This is a genomic window from Paenibacillus allorhizoplanae (assembly GCF_927798215.1).
Classification (GTDB): Bacteria; Bacillota; Bacilli; order Paenibacillales; family NBRC-103111; genus Paenibacillus_E; species Paenibacillus_E allorhizoplanae.
Genome location: NZ_CAKMMW010000038.1, coordinates 1 through 15,277, shown reverse-complemented (window position 1 = coordinate 15,277; position 15,277 = coordinate 1). Strand labels below are relative to the sequence as shown.

Below are 15,277 nucleotides of genomic sequence, written 5' to 3'. Positions count from 1 at the left end.
TAAGAATGCCAGATACATTTGAACCAATGATAAAAATTGGCAATGTTACACCTCCTCAGTTTTTAAATGAAGAGGGGAAATGGGAACTTATAAGGGGAGCTGGCGGCGCTTATCGGATGCAAGTTCCGGTTGAGGTATCCGATGAACCGTTTGGTGGTACGGGGAACTTGACTAAGGAATTCACCAGTGAGATGACAGGGTTAGTTATCAGCAACGACTCCGAGCCGGGAACAACAGGGGCCGCTAGTTTAACATTTACCATCGACGGGAAAACGCGAATCGTGAAGGCTGGGGAAGTTTACGAGGGCAGATTCAAGCCGTTCACTGTTGTCACCGTCAATAGTACAGTCCCATGGAGAGCGGAGGGCTTACAGACAATTGGAGGGGTACCAATCACCGTCCCGACGCCAGATACAACACCACCGGCTAATGTCACCAATCTTACAACATCAGCACTTACAGCAACAGGTGTTACCCTTAATTGGATAGCTTCTGTTTCGGATGATTGCGTAGGGTATGACATTTATCGGGGTCCAACGCTACTCGCTACTGTAACAGGAACGACCTATAATGCAACAGGATTAACTCAGGCAACTCAATATACTTTTACAGTGAAGGCCAAGGACGCAGCAGATAATATCGCCACAGGGACAGCGACTACCATCACCACATCTTCTAGCGCTGACACTACGCCACCTGCTAATGTGACAAATCTGACGACGGCCAACATCACTCAATCAGGCTTAACGTTGAACTGGACGGCATCAGTATCTGGTGATGTGGCTTCATACGATGTCTACAATGGATCGACCTTCCTTGCCAACGTGACAGGCTCCACCTATAACGTGAATGGTTTGTCCGCGTCTACAGCCTATACGTTCTGGGTTAAGGCAAAGGACGCGAGCGGGAACTCAGCTACAGGTACGAGCGTGGGCGCTACGACAAGCGCACCGGCTGCGGACACGACATCACCTAGTAACGTGACAGGTCTTACAACAAGCTCACTCACACAAATGGGTGTAACACTTACTTGGAGTGCAGCAACAGATAACGTAGCTGTAACAGGTTATGAGATTTACAACGGGGCAACTCTGGTCACTACAGTCTCAGCATTGACTTACAACGTGACAGGACTTACATCCTCGACTCAATACACTTTCACTGTAAAAGCGCGGGATGCGGCGGGGAATGTAGCATCTGGAGCGAGTACAACGTTCACGACTTCAGCAGTAGCGGACACCACCTCACCAGTGGTTTCAATCTCACCAGCAGCAGGAACATACACCTCTGCACAATCCGTTACTTTGACAGCGACTGATAATAGCGGTGGAGCTGTAGTTATTTATTATACCATCGATGGAAGCACTCCAACACAGAGTAGCGCGGTATTTAGTGTAGCCCTTTCGGTTCCTGCTACAGCAACAATTAAGTACTTCGGTAAAGATCCTTCTGGAAATGTGAGTACAGTGCAGACAGCAGTATACACAATCAATATACCGGACACGACTTCGCCTAACCCAGTTACCGGACTAACAGCGGGGACAGCGACTGCAAGCTCTATACCTGTAAATTGGACGCTATCGAGTTCGGGAGATGTGGTGAGTCAGGAGGTAGCTTATTCATCAAATGGCGGGTCTTCCTACACTGTAGCGAGTGCTGCAGTTAATGCGAGCTCAACTTCATACACGGTTACAGGTCTAACAGCATCCACCAGTTATATTATTAGGGTCATCGCAGTAGATGGGGCTGGAAATAGGTCAACAGCAGTTACGGTCACAAAATCAACTGCTGCCGCATCAGGACCGATAACATCCGGACTTACCCATCAATGGGATAACTTAACGAGCCAAGTGACTGCTACTGACGACGGGACTTATATTCCCAAAACAGGCGACTTCACTTTGTTTGCAGTTTTTAAATACAAAGCTTATATGAACATCATTTCAATGTTCAATCTTGGCGGGAATTCACAATATCGAATTTGGATTGAGGATTTCAGTGGTTGGAGAATCACTGGCACATTCTATCAGGGTTCGTCTGTTGATATTAGAAGCACAACAGATCCTAATACATTATCACCAACGGCCTATATGAAGGTTGCAATTGTACGTGAAGGGACAGCGTTGAGACTGTATTTTAATAACGTTCAAGAGGGCTCCGCAACACTCACAGGATCAATGGGTACGGCGGACTCCACCACAATTAAGGTTGCAGACGGAGCTTCTGATGTGAAGGCCGTTTACTTATATAACCGCGCTTTAAATACAACAGAGCTAACACAAAACTACAACACACTTTAAGGGGGACTTCAATGGGGGGCTGGACAAAGAAAGGCAGTGGCGGCGGAGGATCAGTTGGTCCTCAAGGGCCGCAAGGCCCACAAGGAGCACAAGGACCGGCAGGCCCTCAGGGGCCAACGGGTCCATCTGGAAGTGGATCAGGAAACCCGTTGCAAGGAAAGAAATGGCTTGTATTGGGTGATTCAGTGACAGAGGGTAGTTATTGGGATAATGAATTTGTATCGACGCCACTCGTTGAAGTTGTTACTTACCATCAAAGGCTTGCTGCCGATTACGGTATATCTGTAACGAATTACGGTATCGGTGGCACAAAGATTACAGCAACAAGCGATAGTCAAGGTTTCTGTCAACGATATAGCGCTATGAGCAATACAGCGGATATAGTAACGGTGTTCGGCGGTATCAATGACTATGCAGATGCGACAACAACTCCTATCGGTACATTCGGATCAAGTGACACCTCAACGATTTACGGCGCTATGAAAGTGCTTTGTGAAGGATTGCTGCAAAAGTATCCGACTCAAAAGCTAGGCTTCATCCTTCCCTTCCCGTTTAACGAGTACAAAGGTGCAGGAACGTGGGCATCATATGGAACCGCACTAAAGTCAGCACTAGAATACTACTCAATTCCTTACTTGGACTTGAATAAAAATTCACGATTAAACGCCAATATTGACTTCATCAACAATGCTTATTTTAAAAAGGGTTTTGATGTATCCCATACAGGTGATAGAACGCACCCGAACACCAAGGGACATGCAATATTAGCAAGCAAAATATACAGTTTTCTTCTAACCTTATAAGGGAGCGTGGAGTATGTACAAGAAACTATTTACTGATTTAATGGGGATTTCAACTACACAACAGGCCGTAGTAACAACTACCACAGGAGTACTCGGAGCAATACTTACATATTCCTTCGGGGGGTGGTCGGAGTTGTTAAGCTTCTTCTTGTTGGCGATGATAGTGGACTACGTAACAGGTATTGGGGCATCCATTAAAGAGAAAAGCGGCTTAAGCAGCAAGGTTGGATTTATCGGTATTTTTAAGAAATTCCTCATGGCAGTGGTTGTCGTCATGGCCCATAGAATGGATATATTACTTGGCTCCAATGTCATTATGACGGGGTCCATTTATTTTTATCTGGCTAATGAATTGATTAGTATTACCGAGAATTATGGCCGGATAGGGTTACCATTACCAACCCAAGTCAAGCAGGTTATCCAGGTACTGAAAAGCAAAGGTGACGCTCCCGCAAACGATAAGGATGTGCAGCAATGACGAAAAGAAAATACCTTCAGAAACGAGATAGAGATGATTCACGGGATCGTCTTTTCGCTTCCAGATTATCGTCTGTACCTTATGAAGTAGACCTGCGGCAGCACGACGCTGCAGCGATTTTCGATCAGGGCTCACTTGGATCGTGCACAGCTAACGCTATATGCGCTTTCCTGTCATTCCTCGATAAAAAGAATAGCGCCATTGGTGCTTATTTTAATTACTCTCGGCTATTCCTCTACTGGGAAGAAAGGAACATTGAGGGAACTGTAGGGTATGACTCGGGAGCATATATCAGAGATGGCATGAAGGTCCTGCAAACAATTGGTTGTGCTGGAGAATCAACATTTCCCTATGTGGAATCAACTTTTACATACTCGCCAACAAAAGATGCTTATGCCACAGCAGCTTATCACAAAATCAGCGAGTATCACCGCATCATGACCGTTGCACAACTCAAAGAAGCTTTATCTGGCGGCACTCCTGTAGTTATGGGCATCGAAATATATGACAGCTTCGAAAATGCTGAGGTGGATCGTACAGGCGTTGTACCGATGCCTGATAAAGATAAAGAGCAATTCCTTGGAGGTCATGCCATCCTTGCCATGGGTTACAAAAACTTTGGGAATACAGAATACATTATCTGTCGTAACTCTTGGGGCCCTGATTGGGGAGATAAGGGTTATTTTTATTTACCCATGGAATTCATCGGAAGGTATGTTTCGGATATGTGGACGGGTAGGTGAGGTAGATGGATCTCAATTATTGGTGGAGAAAGGCGAAGGAGGCCAGTGAGCAAGTCGGCTGGTTTCCTACAGTCATCCTGGCACAGTGGCAGCTTGAAACAGGGCACTTCACAAGTTCAAATTTCGTGAACAATAACAATATAGCCGGGCAGACATGGCAAAGCTACATGCCAGAATCAATTCGTGGCACAGCGCGTCCAAAGGCTGAAGGTGGTTCTTACATTCGCTATGACGATCCAGTTATTGGGTATGTGGACTTCATTCAGAAGAATGGCCGATACGCCAATGTAAAGCTGCAAGAGACTGAGGAAGGTCAGATTCGAGAGATAGCTGCTCGAGGTTGGGCAGTGGATCCCAAGTATGCTGAAAAGCTGATCGACAGGCTAAACGATAATAAAGCAGCGGGTTATGTGTTGGAGGAGGAGGAAGACGTGCCGATGAAGTTAGAAGAATGGCAGTGGGATATGCTATATCAGGTAATGGGAAAAGCATATAATGTAGACCAACTGGACTGGGATTGGATGCAGAAGATTAAGGATAGAACACTGACAGCGACTGAGCTCGCTTTCCTGAATACTGTGTTGGATGCACGTATTGATCGAAAGATCGAAGTATAGACGAATCCCCCACTGGCCGTAATGGCTGGCGGGGGTTATTTTTGTTTTTATCGGCTTGCGTGTTCGTATGTTGTTCGCATATAATGAGAACAAACAATTCGGTTAAAGGTGGCAATCAAATGAACGAATTACTTTCAAAGCTACAATCTGTTGGCGAAGAGAAGAAAGATGGTCACAAATTATTATGCGATCACCTAAGAGAGTTAACTTTCGAGCTATTTACGACGTGTAAAAAAGGTAATAGTGGTATTTATCATGCGATTGATTCTTTTGAGAGAGAACCGGAACTGTTGAAACGTATTGAAAAACTTGAAAACGAATTAAAATTGATAAGAAATTAGCTCAGGAAACTTTTCCTTGCCTATCCCTCTTTAGCCAAATATGGCTAATGGGGGATTTTTTTTATTTTAAAATGATTTCTGTGGTTTTGGTTTCTCCGACGCGTTTGTAATTCTTATCAGAAGGTCCTTCAACTACATAATTCAAGCTAGTTATCGAAGTGAGGTCTCCTTTAATTTCAAAGACAATTTTACCTGTTTTGACAACCTTGCCAATGAACTCTCCATCTACTTGTTCGGAGTACAAATAGCCACTGACTTGTTCCTTTGTATTTGTAACAATTTTATCCTGTGTCACATACCAATTCAGCGTCTCATTCGATGTGTTTTCTGTTTTAACATCAAGTACCACAGCTTTAATTGGCTGAGAATATTGATTCGATTTATATGCTGGGTCAAGAGTAACTTTTGAGATATCCATAGTCATAGGTCCACTAGTGACATTGACTTTAACATTATAAGATTTCGAAGGAGTAACAATCGCTGAATTTGGATCAAATCCTTTAGCAGAAATACTAATTTCCCGCTTATCCCCATCCCACTTAACATCTGCCCCTAGTGATTCCGAAACAACTCGCAAAGGAACATAACTCGATCCATCCACGATTTGAAGATCCGCATTAATCAATTTCCCATTTATGAATAATTTAATATCCGATGCCGCATAAGCCCCGACAGCAACTGAAGCAGCGATAATCCCCGATAGTCCTAGCGCGATTAATAATTTCTTCTTCAAAAGTAAATTCCTCCTCATATCATGTCACAGTTCATTTCTCTAATCCTACGCCTATTCCTATCATTTCGTTTCATTAAATTTCCATTTATCTCGTGTTCGGTAATGTGTTCTCTTTCCAAAAACTTTCGCTTGCATAGAAGTTATGATGTCGGTATATAATAAATGCAAACAAATGTTCTTAATTCGAGGTGAGTGAAATTACATCTGAAAAAGAAATGGAAGACATCTTCATATGCGTCGTCTTGCCCTTACTGCTCGATTTAATTGACAAATGGGAATGGTTTCCCGATTCTACGCCATTGAAGCACATTCACAAAAGCCAGTTCCAAGATCTGCGTGATATGATCACCATTGATCATGTTGAGGTAAAGCAACGACTTAAGGCCGCGGATATAAAAATAGTGAAAAAGGATAAATTCGGTCCATCGTTAGATTACACCATATACGTTCGAAGAAAAGTGGAGAACGTATCATACTGGAAGGGCATTGTAAAAGCGGAGATGTCTAGATCCCTTGGTAAATATGTAGCGCGGTTGGATAAGAGTAAGTTCAATAAGGCGCTCTTGGAAGTTGAGGAAAAGAAGAGTCAAAATGTGGATCAAAAATTATTTGTAAATTTTGAGTAGGACCTGCATTATTCATGTTGTCTCTCGCATATGCTGGGGGTAGAATCGCCCCCGGCTCAGTGGCCAGATTACATCCTAATATAATAGCTTGACCGCGGCGCGTCATCGGAGGAGATCCGGTGGCGCGCTTTTTGCGTTTTACCAGAAATCTTCTTCATATACACCATGCCCGTTCTTTCGAAGCCCCGCAATCACCCTTCCTTTCGTGCTTCCATTTGGCTTGTAATCCGAATTACCACATATTCGTGTAGCAGCATTTTTATCAATCCCGCAATTTTTGACAATCCATTCTTGCGAAATCCCCTTCGAGTCAATCCACTTCCCAAACTTTGTGCGCGGCTTACCAATTCCGAACATCTCATCCACTCCTTTTTTACTACAAGGATGGACAAGAAATTCAACATTTATGCGGAATAAGTGAATAAATGTGGAAACATGCCCAAGCATAGGCCATAACCTATATCATCAAGCGAGTTATGAACTGCTTCACAACCTTTTCACAACAGCACATTAACGTGCTTGGACAGTTCATAACTACTTAACAACAGGAGCGTGATGCAGATGAATATTGGAATCGATGTTGGGCGTTATAAAGTAAAGGTTTGGCATGCTACAGGTAATTTCGAGTTCTATTCAAACCTTGGGGAGTCCCGTGAATTAGAGTTTGGTGATTCCAAGGGAAGTGATGATATGTACGGTAGCTATGAGGGAAGGAAGTTCACTGCGGGGACGCTAGCTATCAGGGAGGCAGAGTACGGAGAGTCGATGATGACCGAGAGCAAACTGCATGAGGATACCGTGATTTTAAACCTGATTGCCCTTCATAAGGCTGTATCGGGAACTGGGCGGGTAAAGATGGTTACGAATCTTCCCATAGACTGCCATGAGCGTGATAAGGCGGCATTGAGAGCTATGTTATTGGGGATGAAGAAGTTAACTCTTAATGGAGATATCAAAGTCTTTTTGATCGATGATTGCCGAGTGGCACCGGAGGGAATCGGGTTTTATAAGCATGCTAAGCCAGGCAAGACGATCCGAGGGTTAAACATCGGCAGCCGGACGGTGAACGCAATTACATTTAGAGACGAGGAGAAGATTGGCCGGGAAAGTGACACGTTCGATTTTGGTACAGAGTCCGGAAAAAGCAAGGATCGTTTTGAGATGGCCAGAGCTATAGCGGGTAAAACAGGTTCATTGAAGTGGAAGAAAGATGATGAGGTATTGCTTGGGGGTGGGGGAGCTGCGGAGATCGTCGAGCATCTGAAGCAATTTTATCCTTTGGCGAAGGTGGTGGAAAATCCCGTGTTCTTAGATGCGGAAGCACTCTACAGAACTGCGGTGGAAATCTATGGCCGTTAAGAGTTATATCCGGAAGCCTGCGGTGTTTAACCCAGGCAGCGCAAGAGAGAAACGTATTTGGGATTGGATAGAAAGCAGCACTAATAATTTCGAAGCACAGAACTTCGCCTCTTTTGTGAGAGATAAACTGGAATGGTGCATGCAGAACGAAGGTGTGTATTTTACACCCAACGTTGTACATCAGCCTATCCCTCAAGAGTCAAAGCAAGGTTACTCAAAATTACTTTAGGTAGGTGTTTGATATGTCATTCGTAGGCTTCTATGCGACGAGCAGCCGTACGCGTTCGGTAGCTCTTACTATGGTCATTGCAGCAATTACAACAGTCAGAATCATCACAACAGGGAGGGCTTGATGCTGTATGACACACACCATGAGCATCCCTGATTTCGTCCGCTGCGGTTGGCAAGAGGAAACAGTGATGCAAAAGTTACTTGCTCACTTGAATAGAAACAAAATTAAATATCGTGTTATAGGTACAACGTTAATTCTGTTTGTCAGTTTCTCAGGATCCACTCATGCTTCAACTGGTATCGATGTTGGTGCAAGAAAAATTTACAAACAAATCCTGAGTGTTGGTAAATGGATCATTATTATCAAAGGCGCTATCGACACCATAAAATCAGCATCAGAGGGAGACTTTTCAAGTGCTAAAACTAGGGCTTTTGGTTACATTTTAACATTCTTCATGCTCTTGGCGTTGCCGTGGTCGTTTGACCAAGTTGAGAAGTTGTTCACTGAAATGGAGGTATCAGCTCCATGACAACATTAAGTTTTAAAATAGTTCCCCGAGTTATCACAGCACCATTCGGTAGTATCGATTCAGTTCACAAAACACCTCATACCGGTGTAGATATTGCAATGCCAATTGGTAGTAAGGTCTACGCTCCTGAAGGTGGTATCGTATCCCGCATTGCGGACTACGGCGATTCATCTTTAGGGAAGGCGGTGTTTATCAAAACCAAGGCAGGTTATCAGTACATCTTTGGTCACTTGTCTGATAACACAATTGTTAAAGAAGGTACTCGCGTTCATGCGGGTGATTGTATTGCATTGTCAGGATCTACAGGCTTCAGCACTGGTCCACATCTTCATATTGGACTCGTCAATAAAGTAGGAGCCTTTGTTGATCCTACAGATGCTGCTCCAAAGGCTGGAGGACACCTCGGCATACTCGGGAAGGTTCTTGAAAAGTCCTACAACCAAGCACAGGATAATGTACAAGAACACGCTCGTTCAGTGTTATATGATACGGCGTTAGGCTTCATCCAAGGTGTAGGTGATCTCTTAATTGATCTATCTTATTGCATAGGATTGATCGGTGCAGGTATGTGTATCATTTTTCATGTTGCTGGTTGGGATAAAGGTATGAAGTGGGCTGGAATCCTTACTGTGGCTTATGTGTTTATTAAATTTTTAGCAGCAGGAGCGTGATTAAAAGGTGAAATTTAAATTGAACACTAATGGGTACTCTGCACTAGTAAGTAATCATTTATTCAAGGGCATGACGTTGTATCGGCAAAGGGGCACAGAAGTAAACGCTGGCGAAATCGTTACTATTTATGATTGCATCGATGGAAAATGGGAGAAGTACAATGGGGAACGCGGTGTTATTCGTCGTGTGTGGTATAAGCGTTTTTTCCATTATGAAGTTTGTTACGTGAGCATTTTCTTATGGGATATGGAACTTCGAAAAACTATCTGGATTGACGTTGAGTGCTTGGAATTGACAGGAGTAAAAGCTCAGGAGACAGGTGTAGGATGTTTATAACCGGACTAACAGCAGCGGCTGCGCTGTTTTTGAAATTCGGACCCTACATTGCAGGTATTAAACTTGTCACATCAGGAATTGATGTGGCTGCAACATATTTAAAGCATCGGATAACGAAAGGGTGAGCGAAATGAAATCTAATATTATTCCACAGGAAAAGATTCCAATGATTTTGAGTTTTTATACCAAAGAGGGAGTTGCAGAAATCGAAGAGGTTTCTGTCATTATCGAAACAATGGTGGAAAATTTATCATCGAATGATCTTAAAAAATTCTTAGTGTTCATCGGTAGTGGGAACTTAAACATAGCTTATGACATGTTTCGCTACATCCAGGAGAATAAAGCATGAGTCAAATATCACTTCGCGATGCAATCCGCATAGTACGGCCCGAGTACGTATTCCTCAAACTAAAACCAAACAACTCCATTCGAAATAACAACACGCATAAGATCGCTCGGGCCATAGCATCTCTTTACAAAAATGTGTTGGAGAACATTAAGAAAGAAGAAGTCATGGCGACTCGCATTCTAGGTAAGCAGTTCTTCATCCCAACGAAGGTTTCGCTCGAGACTTCGGCTAAGGTATCCTATTTCATCTACATTGAAAAGAAGAAAGTTGAGTTTTATTTTATTGCACCCAAGCAGCACCTCAGTGTCATAAAAGAGAAGATAGGCGATGTATGGACCAGTATCACCGTAGAAGAGGTAGATAGCCTACCTGAGTTTGGGAAAGACGCAACTAGGTATCAGCTTGCTTATACGAAAGAGGACGCGCTGAGCCTCAACGTAGATCGTCGTGACAATGATTTGCTGCGTTCGACATTGAATGTGGTGGATGTTATGGAAGATGGAGATCGAGCTGGGGTGTTCTATAACTTCATCCCAGCATCGCAGTTTAGTTGGAGATCAACTTATAAACACACGATTGAAAAAGTGAAGAGCAAGAAACCGGTTGATAGAAATAAGTTAGGCACCAGCTATGTCTTCAAGATGGCAGTATCATTCCTAGTAGGTACCGTTGACGCAGTAACCAGTGTGTTCTCAGATACTAAGAAGGTTAATAGCGAAAGCCCGTTAGAATCGCTTCTAGAGCGTCTAAATGGTTGTATCAAGATAAGCGATAGCACACAGCGGAAAGCTACCGCAAACATTCTTGATACCCAGATTATTGTAATGAGTAAAAGTGATGATACGTTACGGCAGCGCAATAATGCAAAGAGCCTGGCGCGGACGTTCGATACAATTTCAGAAGATAACGAATTAACTCATCGATCATACAAGGGAGAATTTAAATACACGGACAGATTATTGCGTGGGGCCTCCGTGAACAAAATTGGAGATGAAGAATGTCAAAGTTTCATATCAATTGCCGGGCGCGATCTATTAGAGCAGCATAACTTTATTGAGCGTGTAGAGACACAAGAAACTGAGGTTCCTGAGGACCTACAGGAAGGAGTAATGTGCGTGGGGATAAATCGATATAGAGGTAATGACCAGCAAGCATTTCTTAGCAATGACAAGGAGTATAAGAATTTAACTCTAGTTTTAATAGGGCCCACTCGGGCAGGTAAATCGACTCTAATTGGTAATCTTAGCAGAGACGCAATAGTGGTCGGGGAGTGCGTCATTATCTTCGATTACATTGGTAGCTGTCAGTTGAGTAGCGAGGTTGCCGCACTCTTCCCTGCTTCCCAGCGATTAGTAATCGACTGCGAAGATCCAACAAAGATGCAAGGGCTCGGATACAACGAAGTAGGGCTAAGTGCAGATCCATTTCGCCAGTATGATAACGCTAAGAAACAAACTACGCAGCTTATGTCACTGATTAATAGCATTAATGCCGATGACACACGTCTCAGCGCGAAAATGGAGCGATACCTTACAAGCGCGGCCTTAGTGGTGTTTATCACTGGAGGAAGCATACGGGATGTGTTCGGCGTGTTACAGGATCATAAGGCACGTGGGCAATTTATTAAGCGGGTACCGGCATCGCAACAGGAAAACTTAACAGAGTATATCAGCAGCCTGCATGAATTGGATGAGTGGAAGGAGGGCAAAAAAGAAGCACCACCTGAGATAGTCGGTACAAAGGAACATCTAATCACTGGTGTAATCGATCGGCTAAATAAACTCAAAGCCAATACGTATATGGAGGCGATGCTGAAGAAGTCCACTGCCGGCAATATCGATCTGGTGAAGGAGTTACAGAAACCACAGCTCATATGCTTACGTATGCCTGAGACAATGTTTGGGACTGATGGGGAACGAGATATCTATACAACTTATTGGATAACAAAGCTCTGGTTAGCCTTGCAGATCCGAGAGCAGGATATTGGCGACCGCACCAAATTGGTTAAAGTGAACTTAATTATCGATGAGTTATACCAGGTCGAGAACACGCAGAAGTTTCTTTCCGACAAATTGAGTCGATTAGCGAAGTTCGGTTGCAAACCTATTATTAGTGCCCATTACCTAAATCAAATCAAACACATACGCGACGAGCTAAGGAGTGCAAATGCTTCTTACATGCTCATAAGTGGTTGTGACAAGAAGAATTTCTCTGAGTTGGAGAGCGAGCTTCATCCGTATAAAGAGGAAGATTTATTGAAACTTCCTAGATATCAAAGTTTGAATTTACTAAAGAGTAAAGAGGGTTATGCAAGGTTTATTACGAAACTTCCGAAACCCATTAATTAGGAAATATTCCTAGACCGTTACATTGGTACTGTATATAATCAGTGAATAGGTAATTACTACTATCAATTGGGGGGAGTATGAGTTGAAAGCACTAAAAGTATTGGGTTGGATAATCGTTCCTTATGTAATGATATTTGCTTTTTGGAAGAAAATCGGTGTTGCTGGTAAAATTTTTGGAACCACATGGGCCACACTTGTGGCTCTTATGGTTATCGGGAATATGGTTGGTGAAAAAGCAGCAGACAAACAAGTTACCGCTCCAGTGGTCAGTGTAGCAGCGTCGGCGACACCTTCAGTTATTGAGGCTAAGAAAGAAGAAGCATCACCAACTCCAACCCCGAAGCCAGCGACTCCAACTCCTGTACCCACACCAAAGCCGACTCCTAAAAACAAAGAATCTATCTCTAAAGAAGAGTTTGATGCGATAAAGACTGGTATGACATACGATGAAGTAAGTAAAATTATTGGTGGTCCTGGAGAGGTTCTTTCGGAGTCTGGAACTAAAGGTGGAACTGGATTGGATATCCATACGGTAATGTATATGTATAAAGGTGAAGGCAGTTTAGGAGCTAACTCTAATATGATGTTTCAAAATGAAAAACTTATTAATAAAGCACAAATAGGTTTGAAATAATGTAAGCCCGAGGGGGGAAGTGGTCTCGGGCTTTTTCCTTCAAGTCCCATTAGTCATGGGTATCTCTAAGGTGTAACATTATTATGGGTGATGAAGATAATGTTTATTCCTCCAATGCTTCTCCAATATGCCAGAAATAATGAACCTTTTGATGATCCTTCCATATCTGCAGAGTCTAATTGGTGTGCAGAGCTTAAATGGGACGGTATCAGGTTAATAGTTTCAAACATGGATGAATTAAATCTATATACCAAGAACACGAATGCAACGGCTAAATATCCAGAACTACACAATCCGCCGATCCCAAAGGGAACTGTCCTAGATGGCGAAATGGTAGTTCTGGATGACCAGGGCCGCGCAGATTTTGAGGCAACGAATGCGGGTTTCAGATCAAGTAAACATCGGCAACCAGTTGTGTTCATGGCTTTTGATATCTTGTACCACCGCGGCGTAGATGTTACAGGAATGCCGTTAGAGCACCGTAAGCAGCTGCTTGAAGAAACACTCACAGAGACAGAACATTATAGAATCGTTCGGCCAATACAAGGCAATGCAACAGACTTCTTTAAGATCGTTTGTCAGCATGGTCTTGAAGGCATCGTGCTAAAAAAGAAGAATTCGAGGTACGAAACGGATCTAAGATCGATGAAATCAATTCGCTCCTGGTCTTGGCAAAAGGTTATCAATTACCAGAGGACGGAAGTGTATATAACCGGTTATAGCAAGAAGGATCATTCGTGGCTACTTGGTTATCCGGATGGTGAAAGGATCCGTCCGATCGGTGCTATGGAACTTGGAATAACTCCTTCAGCCCGCCAGTCAATGTGGCCAGTATTTCAGGCATACAAAAGTGGAGAGAGCAAGGATCATGTTTATGTGCAGCCGGTTGTGCGCTGCAAAGTAAAGTATCGAGATTGGTATAAGTCCGGTGCAATGCGGCTGCCAGTGTTCGAGGAGTTTTTAGATGTTAAATAAAAAGAAGCCCCCTCGTCTAAGGAAGAAGGGGGAACTTCTAAGTTTTTATGATAGATTTTGAATTGTTGTAGAAACAGACTGGTCTTGTTGATGTAAAGTTTTTTGTGCTTGTTGAAGCTCTTGTTCTGCTTGTTGTAGTTGTTGTGCACTTGAAGCAGCGAGCTGATGAGCTTGTTGTGCTAATTGATCCGCTTGAGCCGCAGTTTCAAGCGCTTGCGTTGCCTGTTGTGTCACTTGCTGATTTAATTGTTGAGATTCCTGAATTGTTTGCTGAGCTTGTTGCTCAACTTGTTGAGCTGTTTGATGAGGGTTAATTGTTTTTTGAGCTTGAGCTTGAGCTTGAGTAGTTACATTAGAAGTTAAAACTTGTGAAACTTGAGAAGAAGTCGATGCTTCGTTTGTAGCTTGTGTTACAGCGATAGCTGCTGCTTGAGCTGCTGCGTCAATGACTTGATTAGTTTTGTCTTGATTACTATTTTGGTTATTCAATTTGGTTCTCCTCCTTTGATTGGGTGATATACCCTACAATATAATTTGATAAAAGAGGCTTAAGTTATACTTAATAATCCAAATAAAAGTTGTTTAAAGCAGTTTAGGGGATGAGAAATTGGAATATCGAGTTAAACATAGGGAGACTGGCGAAGAGAAGACACTGATTGTTTCAGAAGTCAATGACATGGTTTATAGCGATGCAGGACAGGTAATAGTTTTTGATATAGAGATGGAAGCATATTTGTTGCTTGATGATAATTAATAATTGGTACAAAGTGGTTGCTTATATTACCCCTTAGATGAGTACAATATTTATGTTTTCAATAACTCAGATGGGTGGGCTAATATCCATGACTAGACGACCAGATACAAACCAATCAAACCAGCAACAAGAGAATCACGCTAAAGACCAAGACGATAACAAACCTAATAAAAATGGCAGCAGAGAAAAAAAGAAACACAAAAATCAGTAATTTAAAAATGAAAAAAAGCCCTCGGGGATGCTTTCCCTCAGGGCTTTTTCGTTGTCCGATGCTTTCGGTACAAGAATATAATATCAACTAAATTAATGCTTGTCTACCAAAAATATTCAGAATTCTTTATCAAATCTTAATTGACAAAAAATACGAACAAGATTTAGTATTATCCATAAGTCACCATTTTGTGACTTCATTTTTTAATAATCTAAACATGTGGAGGTAGTTAAAATG

Annotated in this window: 22 protein-coding genes; 19 read left to right on the top strand and 3 right to left on the bottom strand. The window is 42.8% G+C overall.

Annotated features, from left to right (window positions below):
* Positions 1-5 precede the first annotated feature (5 nt).
* From L6I86_RS33500 to L6I86_RS33475, 6 genes are all read left to right on the top strand, one after another.
* Positions 6-2,300 (top strand): fibronectin type III domain-containing protein, encoded by a 2,295-nt coding sequence (locus tag L6I86_RS33500; protein WP_236293077.1) that lies wholly within the window; start codon positions 6-8, stop codon positions 2,298-2,300.
* 11 nt (positions 2,301-2,311) lie between these two features.
* Complete coding sequence (locus L6I86_RS33495) at positions 2,312-3,103, top strand: SGNH/GDSL hydrolase family protein (RefSeq protein WP_236293076.1); 792 nt, start codon at positions 2,312-2,314, stop codon at positions 3,101-3,103.
* 13 nt (positions 3,104-3,116) lie between these two features.
* Complete coding sequence (locus L6I86_RS33490) at positions 3,117-3,581, top strand: phage holin family protein (RefSeq protein ID WP_236293075.1); 465 nt, start codon at positions 3,117-3,119, stop codon at positions 3,579-3,581.
* Positions 3,578-4,324 (top strand): C1 family peptidase, encoded by a 747-nt coding sequence (locus tag L6I86_RS33485; RefSeq protein WP_236293074.1) that lies wholly within the window; start codon positions 3,578-3,580, stop codon positions 4,322-4,324. The genes L6I86_RS33490 and L6I86_RS33485 overlap by 4 nt, the downstream gene beginning before the upstream one ends.
* Before the next feature lie 5 nt (positions 4,325-4,329).
* A complete protein-coding gene (locus L6I86_RS33480) occupies positions 4,330-4,941 on the top strand; it encodes a glucosaminidase domain-containing protein (RefSeq protein ID WP_236293073.1) in 612 nt (203 codons plus the stop codon).
* A 119-nt stretch (positions 4,942-5,060) separates the two neighbouring features.
* The gene (locus tag L6I86_RS33475; RefSeq protein ID WP_236293072.1) at positions 5,061-5,282 is read left to right on the top strand and encodes a hypothetical protein; all 222 of its coding nucleotides are present in this window, start codon (positions 5,061-5,063) and stop codon (positions 5,280-5,282) included.
* Positions 5,283-5,343: 61 nt separating this feature from the next.
* Here the strand turns inward: L6I86_RS33475 and L6I86_RS33470 are convergent, their stop codons facing one another.
* A complete protein-coding gene (locus L6I86_RS33470) occupies positions 5,344-6,015 on the bottom strand; it encodes a stalk domain-containing protein (RefSeq protein ID WP_236293071.1) in 672 nt (223 codons plus the stop codon).
* Positions 6,016-6,203: 188 nt separating this feature from the next.
* On the opposite strand from L6I86_RS33470, the gene L6I86_RS33465 reads away from it, so the two are divergent.
* A complete protein-coding gene (locus L6I86_RS33465; RefSeq protein WP_236293070.1) occupies positions 6,204-6,641 on the top strand; it encodes a YhjD family protein in 438 nt (145 codons plus the stop codon).
* A gap of 138 nt (positions 6,642-6,779) precedes the next feature.
* On the opposite strand, the gene L6I86_RS33460 is transcribed toward L6I86_RS33465, so the two are convergent.
* Positions 6,780-6,998, bottom strand: coding sequence for a transcriptional regulator (locus L6I86_RS33460; protein ID WP_236293069.1), 219 nt, complete (start codon positions 6,996-6,998; stop codon positions 6,780-6,782).
* A 204-nt stretch (positions 6,999-7,202) separates the two neighbouring features.
* Between L6I86_RS33460 and L6I86_RS33455 the strand changes: the two genes are divergently transcribed.
* The 10 genes from L6I86_RS33455 to L6I86_RS33415 all read left to right on the top strand — a co-directional run bounded on the left by L6I86_RS33455 (position 7,203) and on the right by L6I86_RS33415 (position 14,075).
* Positions 7,203-8,000: a ParM/StbA family protein gene (locus L6I86_RS33455; RefSeq protein WP_236293067.1), complete on the top strand. Its 798-nt coding sequence runs from the start codon at positions 7,203-7,205 to the stop codon at positions 7,998-8,000.
* The gene (locus L6I86_RS33450; RefSeq protein ID WP_236293066.1) at positions 7,990-8,229 is read left to right on the top strand and encodes a hypothetical protein; all 240 of its coding nucleotides are present in this window, start codon (positions 7,990-7,992) and stop codon (positions 8,227-8,229) included. Before L6I86_RS33455 ends, L6I86_RS33450 begins: the two co-directional genes overlap by 11 nt.
* Positions 8,230-8,359: 130 nt before the next feature.
* Positions 8,360-8,761, top strand: a complete 402-nt coding sequence (locus tag L6I86_RS33445) for a hypothetical protein (protein ID WP_236293064.1) — start codon at positions 8,360-8,362, stop codon at positions 8,759-8,761.
* On the top strand, positions 8,758-9,432 hold the full coding sequence (locus tag L6I86_RS33440; RefSeq protein ID WP_236293062.1) for a M23 family metallopeptidase: 675 nt from the start codon (positions 8,758-8,760) through the stop codon (positions 9,430-9,432). The genes L6I86_RS33445 and L6I86_RS33440 overlap by 4 nt, the downstream gene beginning before the upstream one ends.
* A gap of 7 nt (positions 9,433-9,439) precedes the next feature.
* Complete coding sequence (locus L6I86_RS33435) at positions 9,440-9,769, top strand: hypothetical protein (RefSeq protein ID WP_236293061.1); 330 nt, start codon at positions 9,440-9,442, stop codon at positions 9,767-9,769.
* The gene (locus L6I86_RS35775; protein WP_276574930.1) at positions 9,760-9,894 is read left to right on the top strand and encodes a hypothetical protein; all 135 of its coding nucleotides are present in this window, start codon (positions 9,760-9,762) and stop codon (positions 9,892-9,894) included. The genes L6I86_RS33435 and L6I86_RS35775 overlap by 10 nt, the downstream gene beginning before the upstream one ends.
* 5 nt (positions 9,895-9,899) lie before the next feature.
* On the top strand, positions 9,900-10,118 hold the full coding sequence (locus L6I86_RS33430; RefSeq protein WP_236293059.1) for a hypothetical protein: 219 nt from the start codon (positions 9,900-9,902) through the stop codon (positions 10,116-10,118).
* Positions 10,115-12,466, top strand: a complete 2,352-nt coding sequence (locus L6I86_RS33425; RefSeq protein WP_236293057.1) for a type IV secretory system conjugative DNA transfer family protein — start codon at positions 10,115-10,117, stop codon at positions 12,464-12,466. The genes L6I86_RS33430 and L6I86_RS33425 overlap by 4 nt, the downstream gene beginning before the upstream one ends.
* A gap of 82 nt (positions 12,467-12,548) precedes the next feature.
* The gene (locus tag L6I86_RS33420; RefSeq protein WP_236293055.1) at positions 12,549-13,100 is read left to right on the top strand and encodes a DUF3862 domain-containing protein; all 552 of its coding nucleotides are present in this window, start codon (positions 12,549-12,551) and stop codon (positions 13,098-13,100) included.
* A gap of 99 nt (positions 13,101-13,199) precedes the next feature.
* Positions 13,200-14,075, top strand: a complete 876-nt coding sequence (locus L6I86_RS33415; RefSeq protein ID WP_236293053.1) for an ATP-dependent DNA ligase — start codon at positions 13,200-13,202, stop codon at positions 14,073-14,075.
* Between the two features lie 45 nt (positions 14,076-14,120).
* On the opposite strand, the gene L6I86_RS33410 is transcribed toward L6I86_RS33415, so the two are convergent.
* Positions 14,121-14,564 (bottom strand): hypothetical protein, encoded by a 444-nt coding sequence (locus tag L6I86_RS33410; protein WP_236293052.1) that lies wholly within the window; start codon positions 14,562-14,564, stop codon positions 14,121-14,123.
* Positions 14,565-14,682: 118 nt separating this feature from the next.
* Here L6I86_RS33410 and L6I86_RS33405 point away from each other — a divergent pair, with 118 nt between their 5' ends.
* Together L6I86_RS33405 and L6I86_RS35770 are read left to right on the top strand one after the other, a co-directional pair.
* Positions 14,683-14,829 (top strand): hypothetical protein, encoded by a 147-nt coding sequence (locus L6I86_RS33405; protein ID WP_236293050.1) that lies wholly within the window; start codon positions 14,683-14,685, stop codon positions 14,827-14,829.
* 88 nt (positions 14,830-14,917) lie between these two features.
* A complete protein-coding gene (locus tag L6I86_RS35770) occupies positions 14,918-15,040 on the top strand; it encodes a hypothetical protein (protein WP_276574929.1) in 123 nt (40 codons plus the stop codon).
* Positions 15,041-15,277 lie beyond the last annotated feature (237 nt).

What these genes read in the sequence shown, in the direction of transcription:
- L6I86_RS33425 (WP_236293057.1), top strand. Translation starts at nt 10,115, where the DNA reads ATGAGTCAAATATCACTTCGCGATGCAATCCGCATAGTACGGCCCGAG.
- L6I86_RS35770 (WP_276574929.1), top strand. Translation starts at nt 14,918, where the DNA reads ATGACTAGACGACCAGATACAAACCAATCAAACCAGCAACAAGAGAAT.
- L6I86_RS33440 (WP_236293062.1), top strand. Translation starts at nt 8,758, where the DNA reads ATGACAACATTAAGTTTTAAAATAGTTCCCCGAGTTATCACAGCACCA.
- L6I86_RS33450 (WP_236293066.1), top strand. Translation starts at nt 7,990, where the DNA reads ATGGCCGTTAAGAGTTATATCCGGAAGCCTGCGGTGTTTAACCCAGGC.
- L6I86_RS33485 (WP_236293074.1), top strand. Translation starts at nt 3,578, where the DNA reads ATGACGAAAAGAAAATACCTTCAGAAACGAGATAGAGATGATTCACGG.
- L6I86_RS33415 (WP_236293053.1), top strand. Translation starts at nt 13,200, where the DNA reads ATGTTTATTCCTCCAATGCTTCTCCAATATGCCAGAAATAATGAACCT.
- L6I86_RS33460 (WP_236293069.1), bottom strand. Translation starts at nt 6,998, where the DNA reads ATGTTCGGAATTGGTAAGCCGCGCACAAAGTTTGGGAAGTGGATTGAC.
- L6I86_RS33475 (WP_236293072.1), top strand. Translation starts at nt 5,061, where the DNA reads ATGAACGAATTACTTTCAAAGCTACAATCTGTTGGCGAAGAGAAGAAA.
- L6I86_RS33445 (WP_236293064.1), top strand. Translation starts at nt 8,360, where the DNA reads ATGACACACACCATGAGCATCCCTGATTTCGTCCGCTGCGGTTGGCAA.
- L6I86_RS33500 (WP_236293077.1), top strand. Translation starts at nt 6, where the DNA reads ATGCCAGATACATTTGAACCAATGATAAAAATTGGCAATGTTACACCT.
- L6I86_RS33495 (WP_236293076.1), top strand. Translation starts at nt 2,312, where the DNA reads ATGGGGGGCTGGACAAAGAAAGGCAGTGGCGGCGGAGGATCAGTTGGT.
- L6I86_RS33480 (WP_236293073.1), top strand. Translation starts at nt 4,330, where the DNA reads ATGGATCTCAATTATTGGTGGAGAAAGGCGAAGGAGGCCAGTGAGCAA.
- L6I86_RS33455 (WP_236293067.1), top strand. Translation starts at nt 7,203, where the DNA reads ATGAATATTGGAATCGATGTTGGGCGTTATAAAGTAAAGGTTTGGCAT.
- L6I86_RS35775 (WP_276574930.1), top strand. Translation starts at nt 9,760, where the DNA reads ATGTTTATAACCGGACTAACAGCAGCGGCTGCGCTGTTTTTGAAATTC.
- L6I86_RS33430 (WP_236293059.1), top strand. Translation starts at nt 9,900, where the DNA reads ATGAAATCTAATATTATTCCACAGGAAAAGATTCCAATGATTTTGAGT.
- L6I86_RS33490 (WP_236293075.1), top strand. Translation starts at nt 3,117, where the DNA reads ATGTACAAGAAACTATTTACTGATTTAATGGGGATTTCAACTACACAA.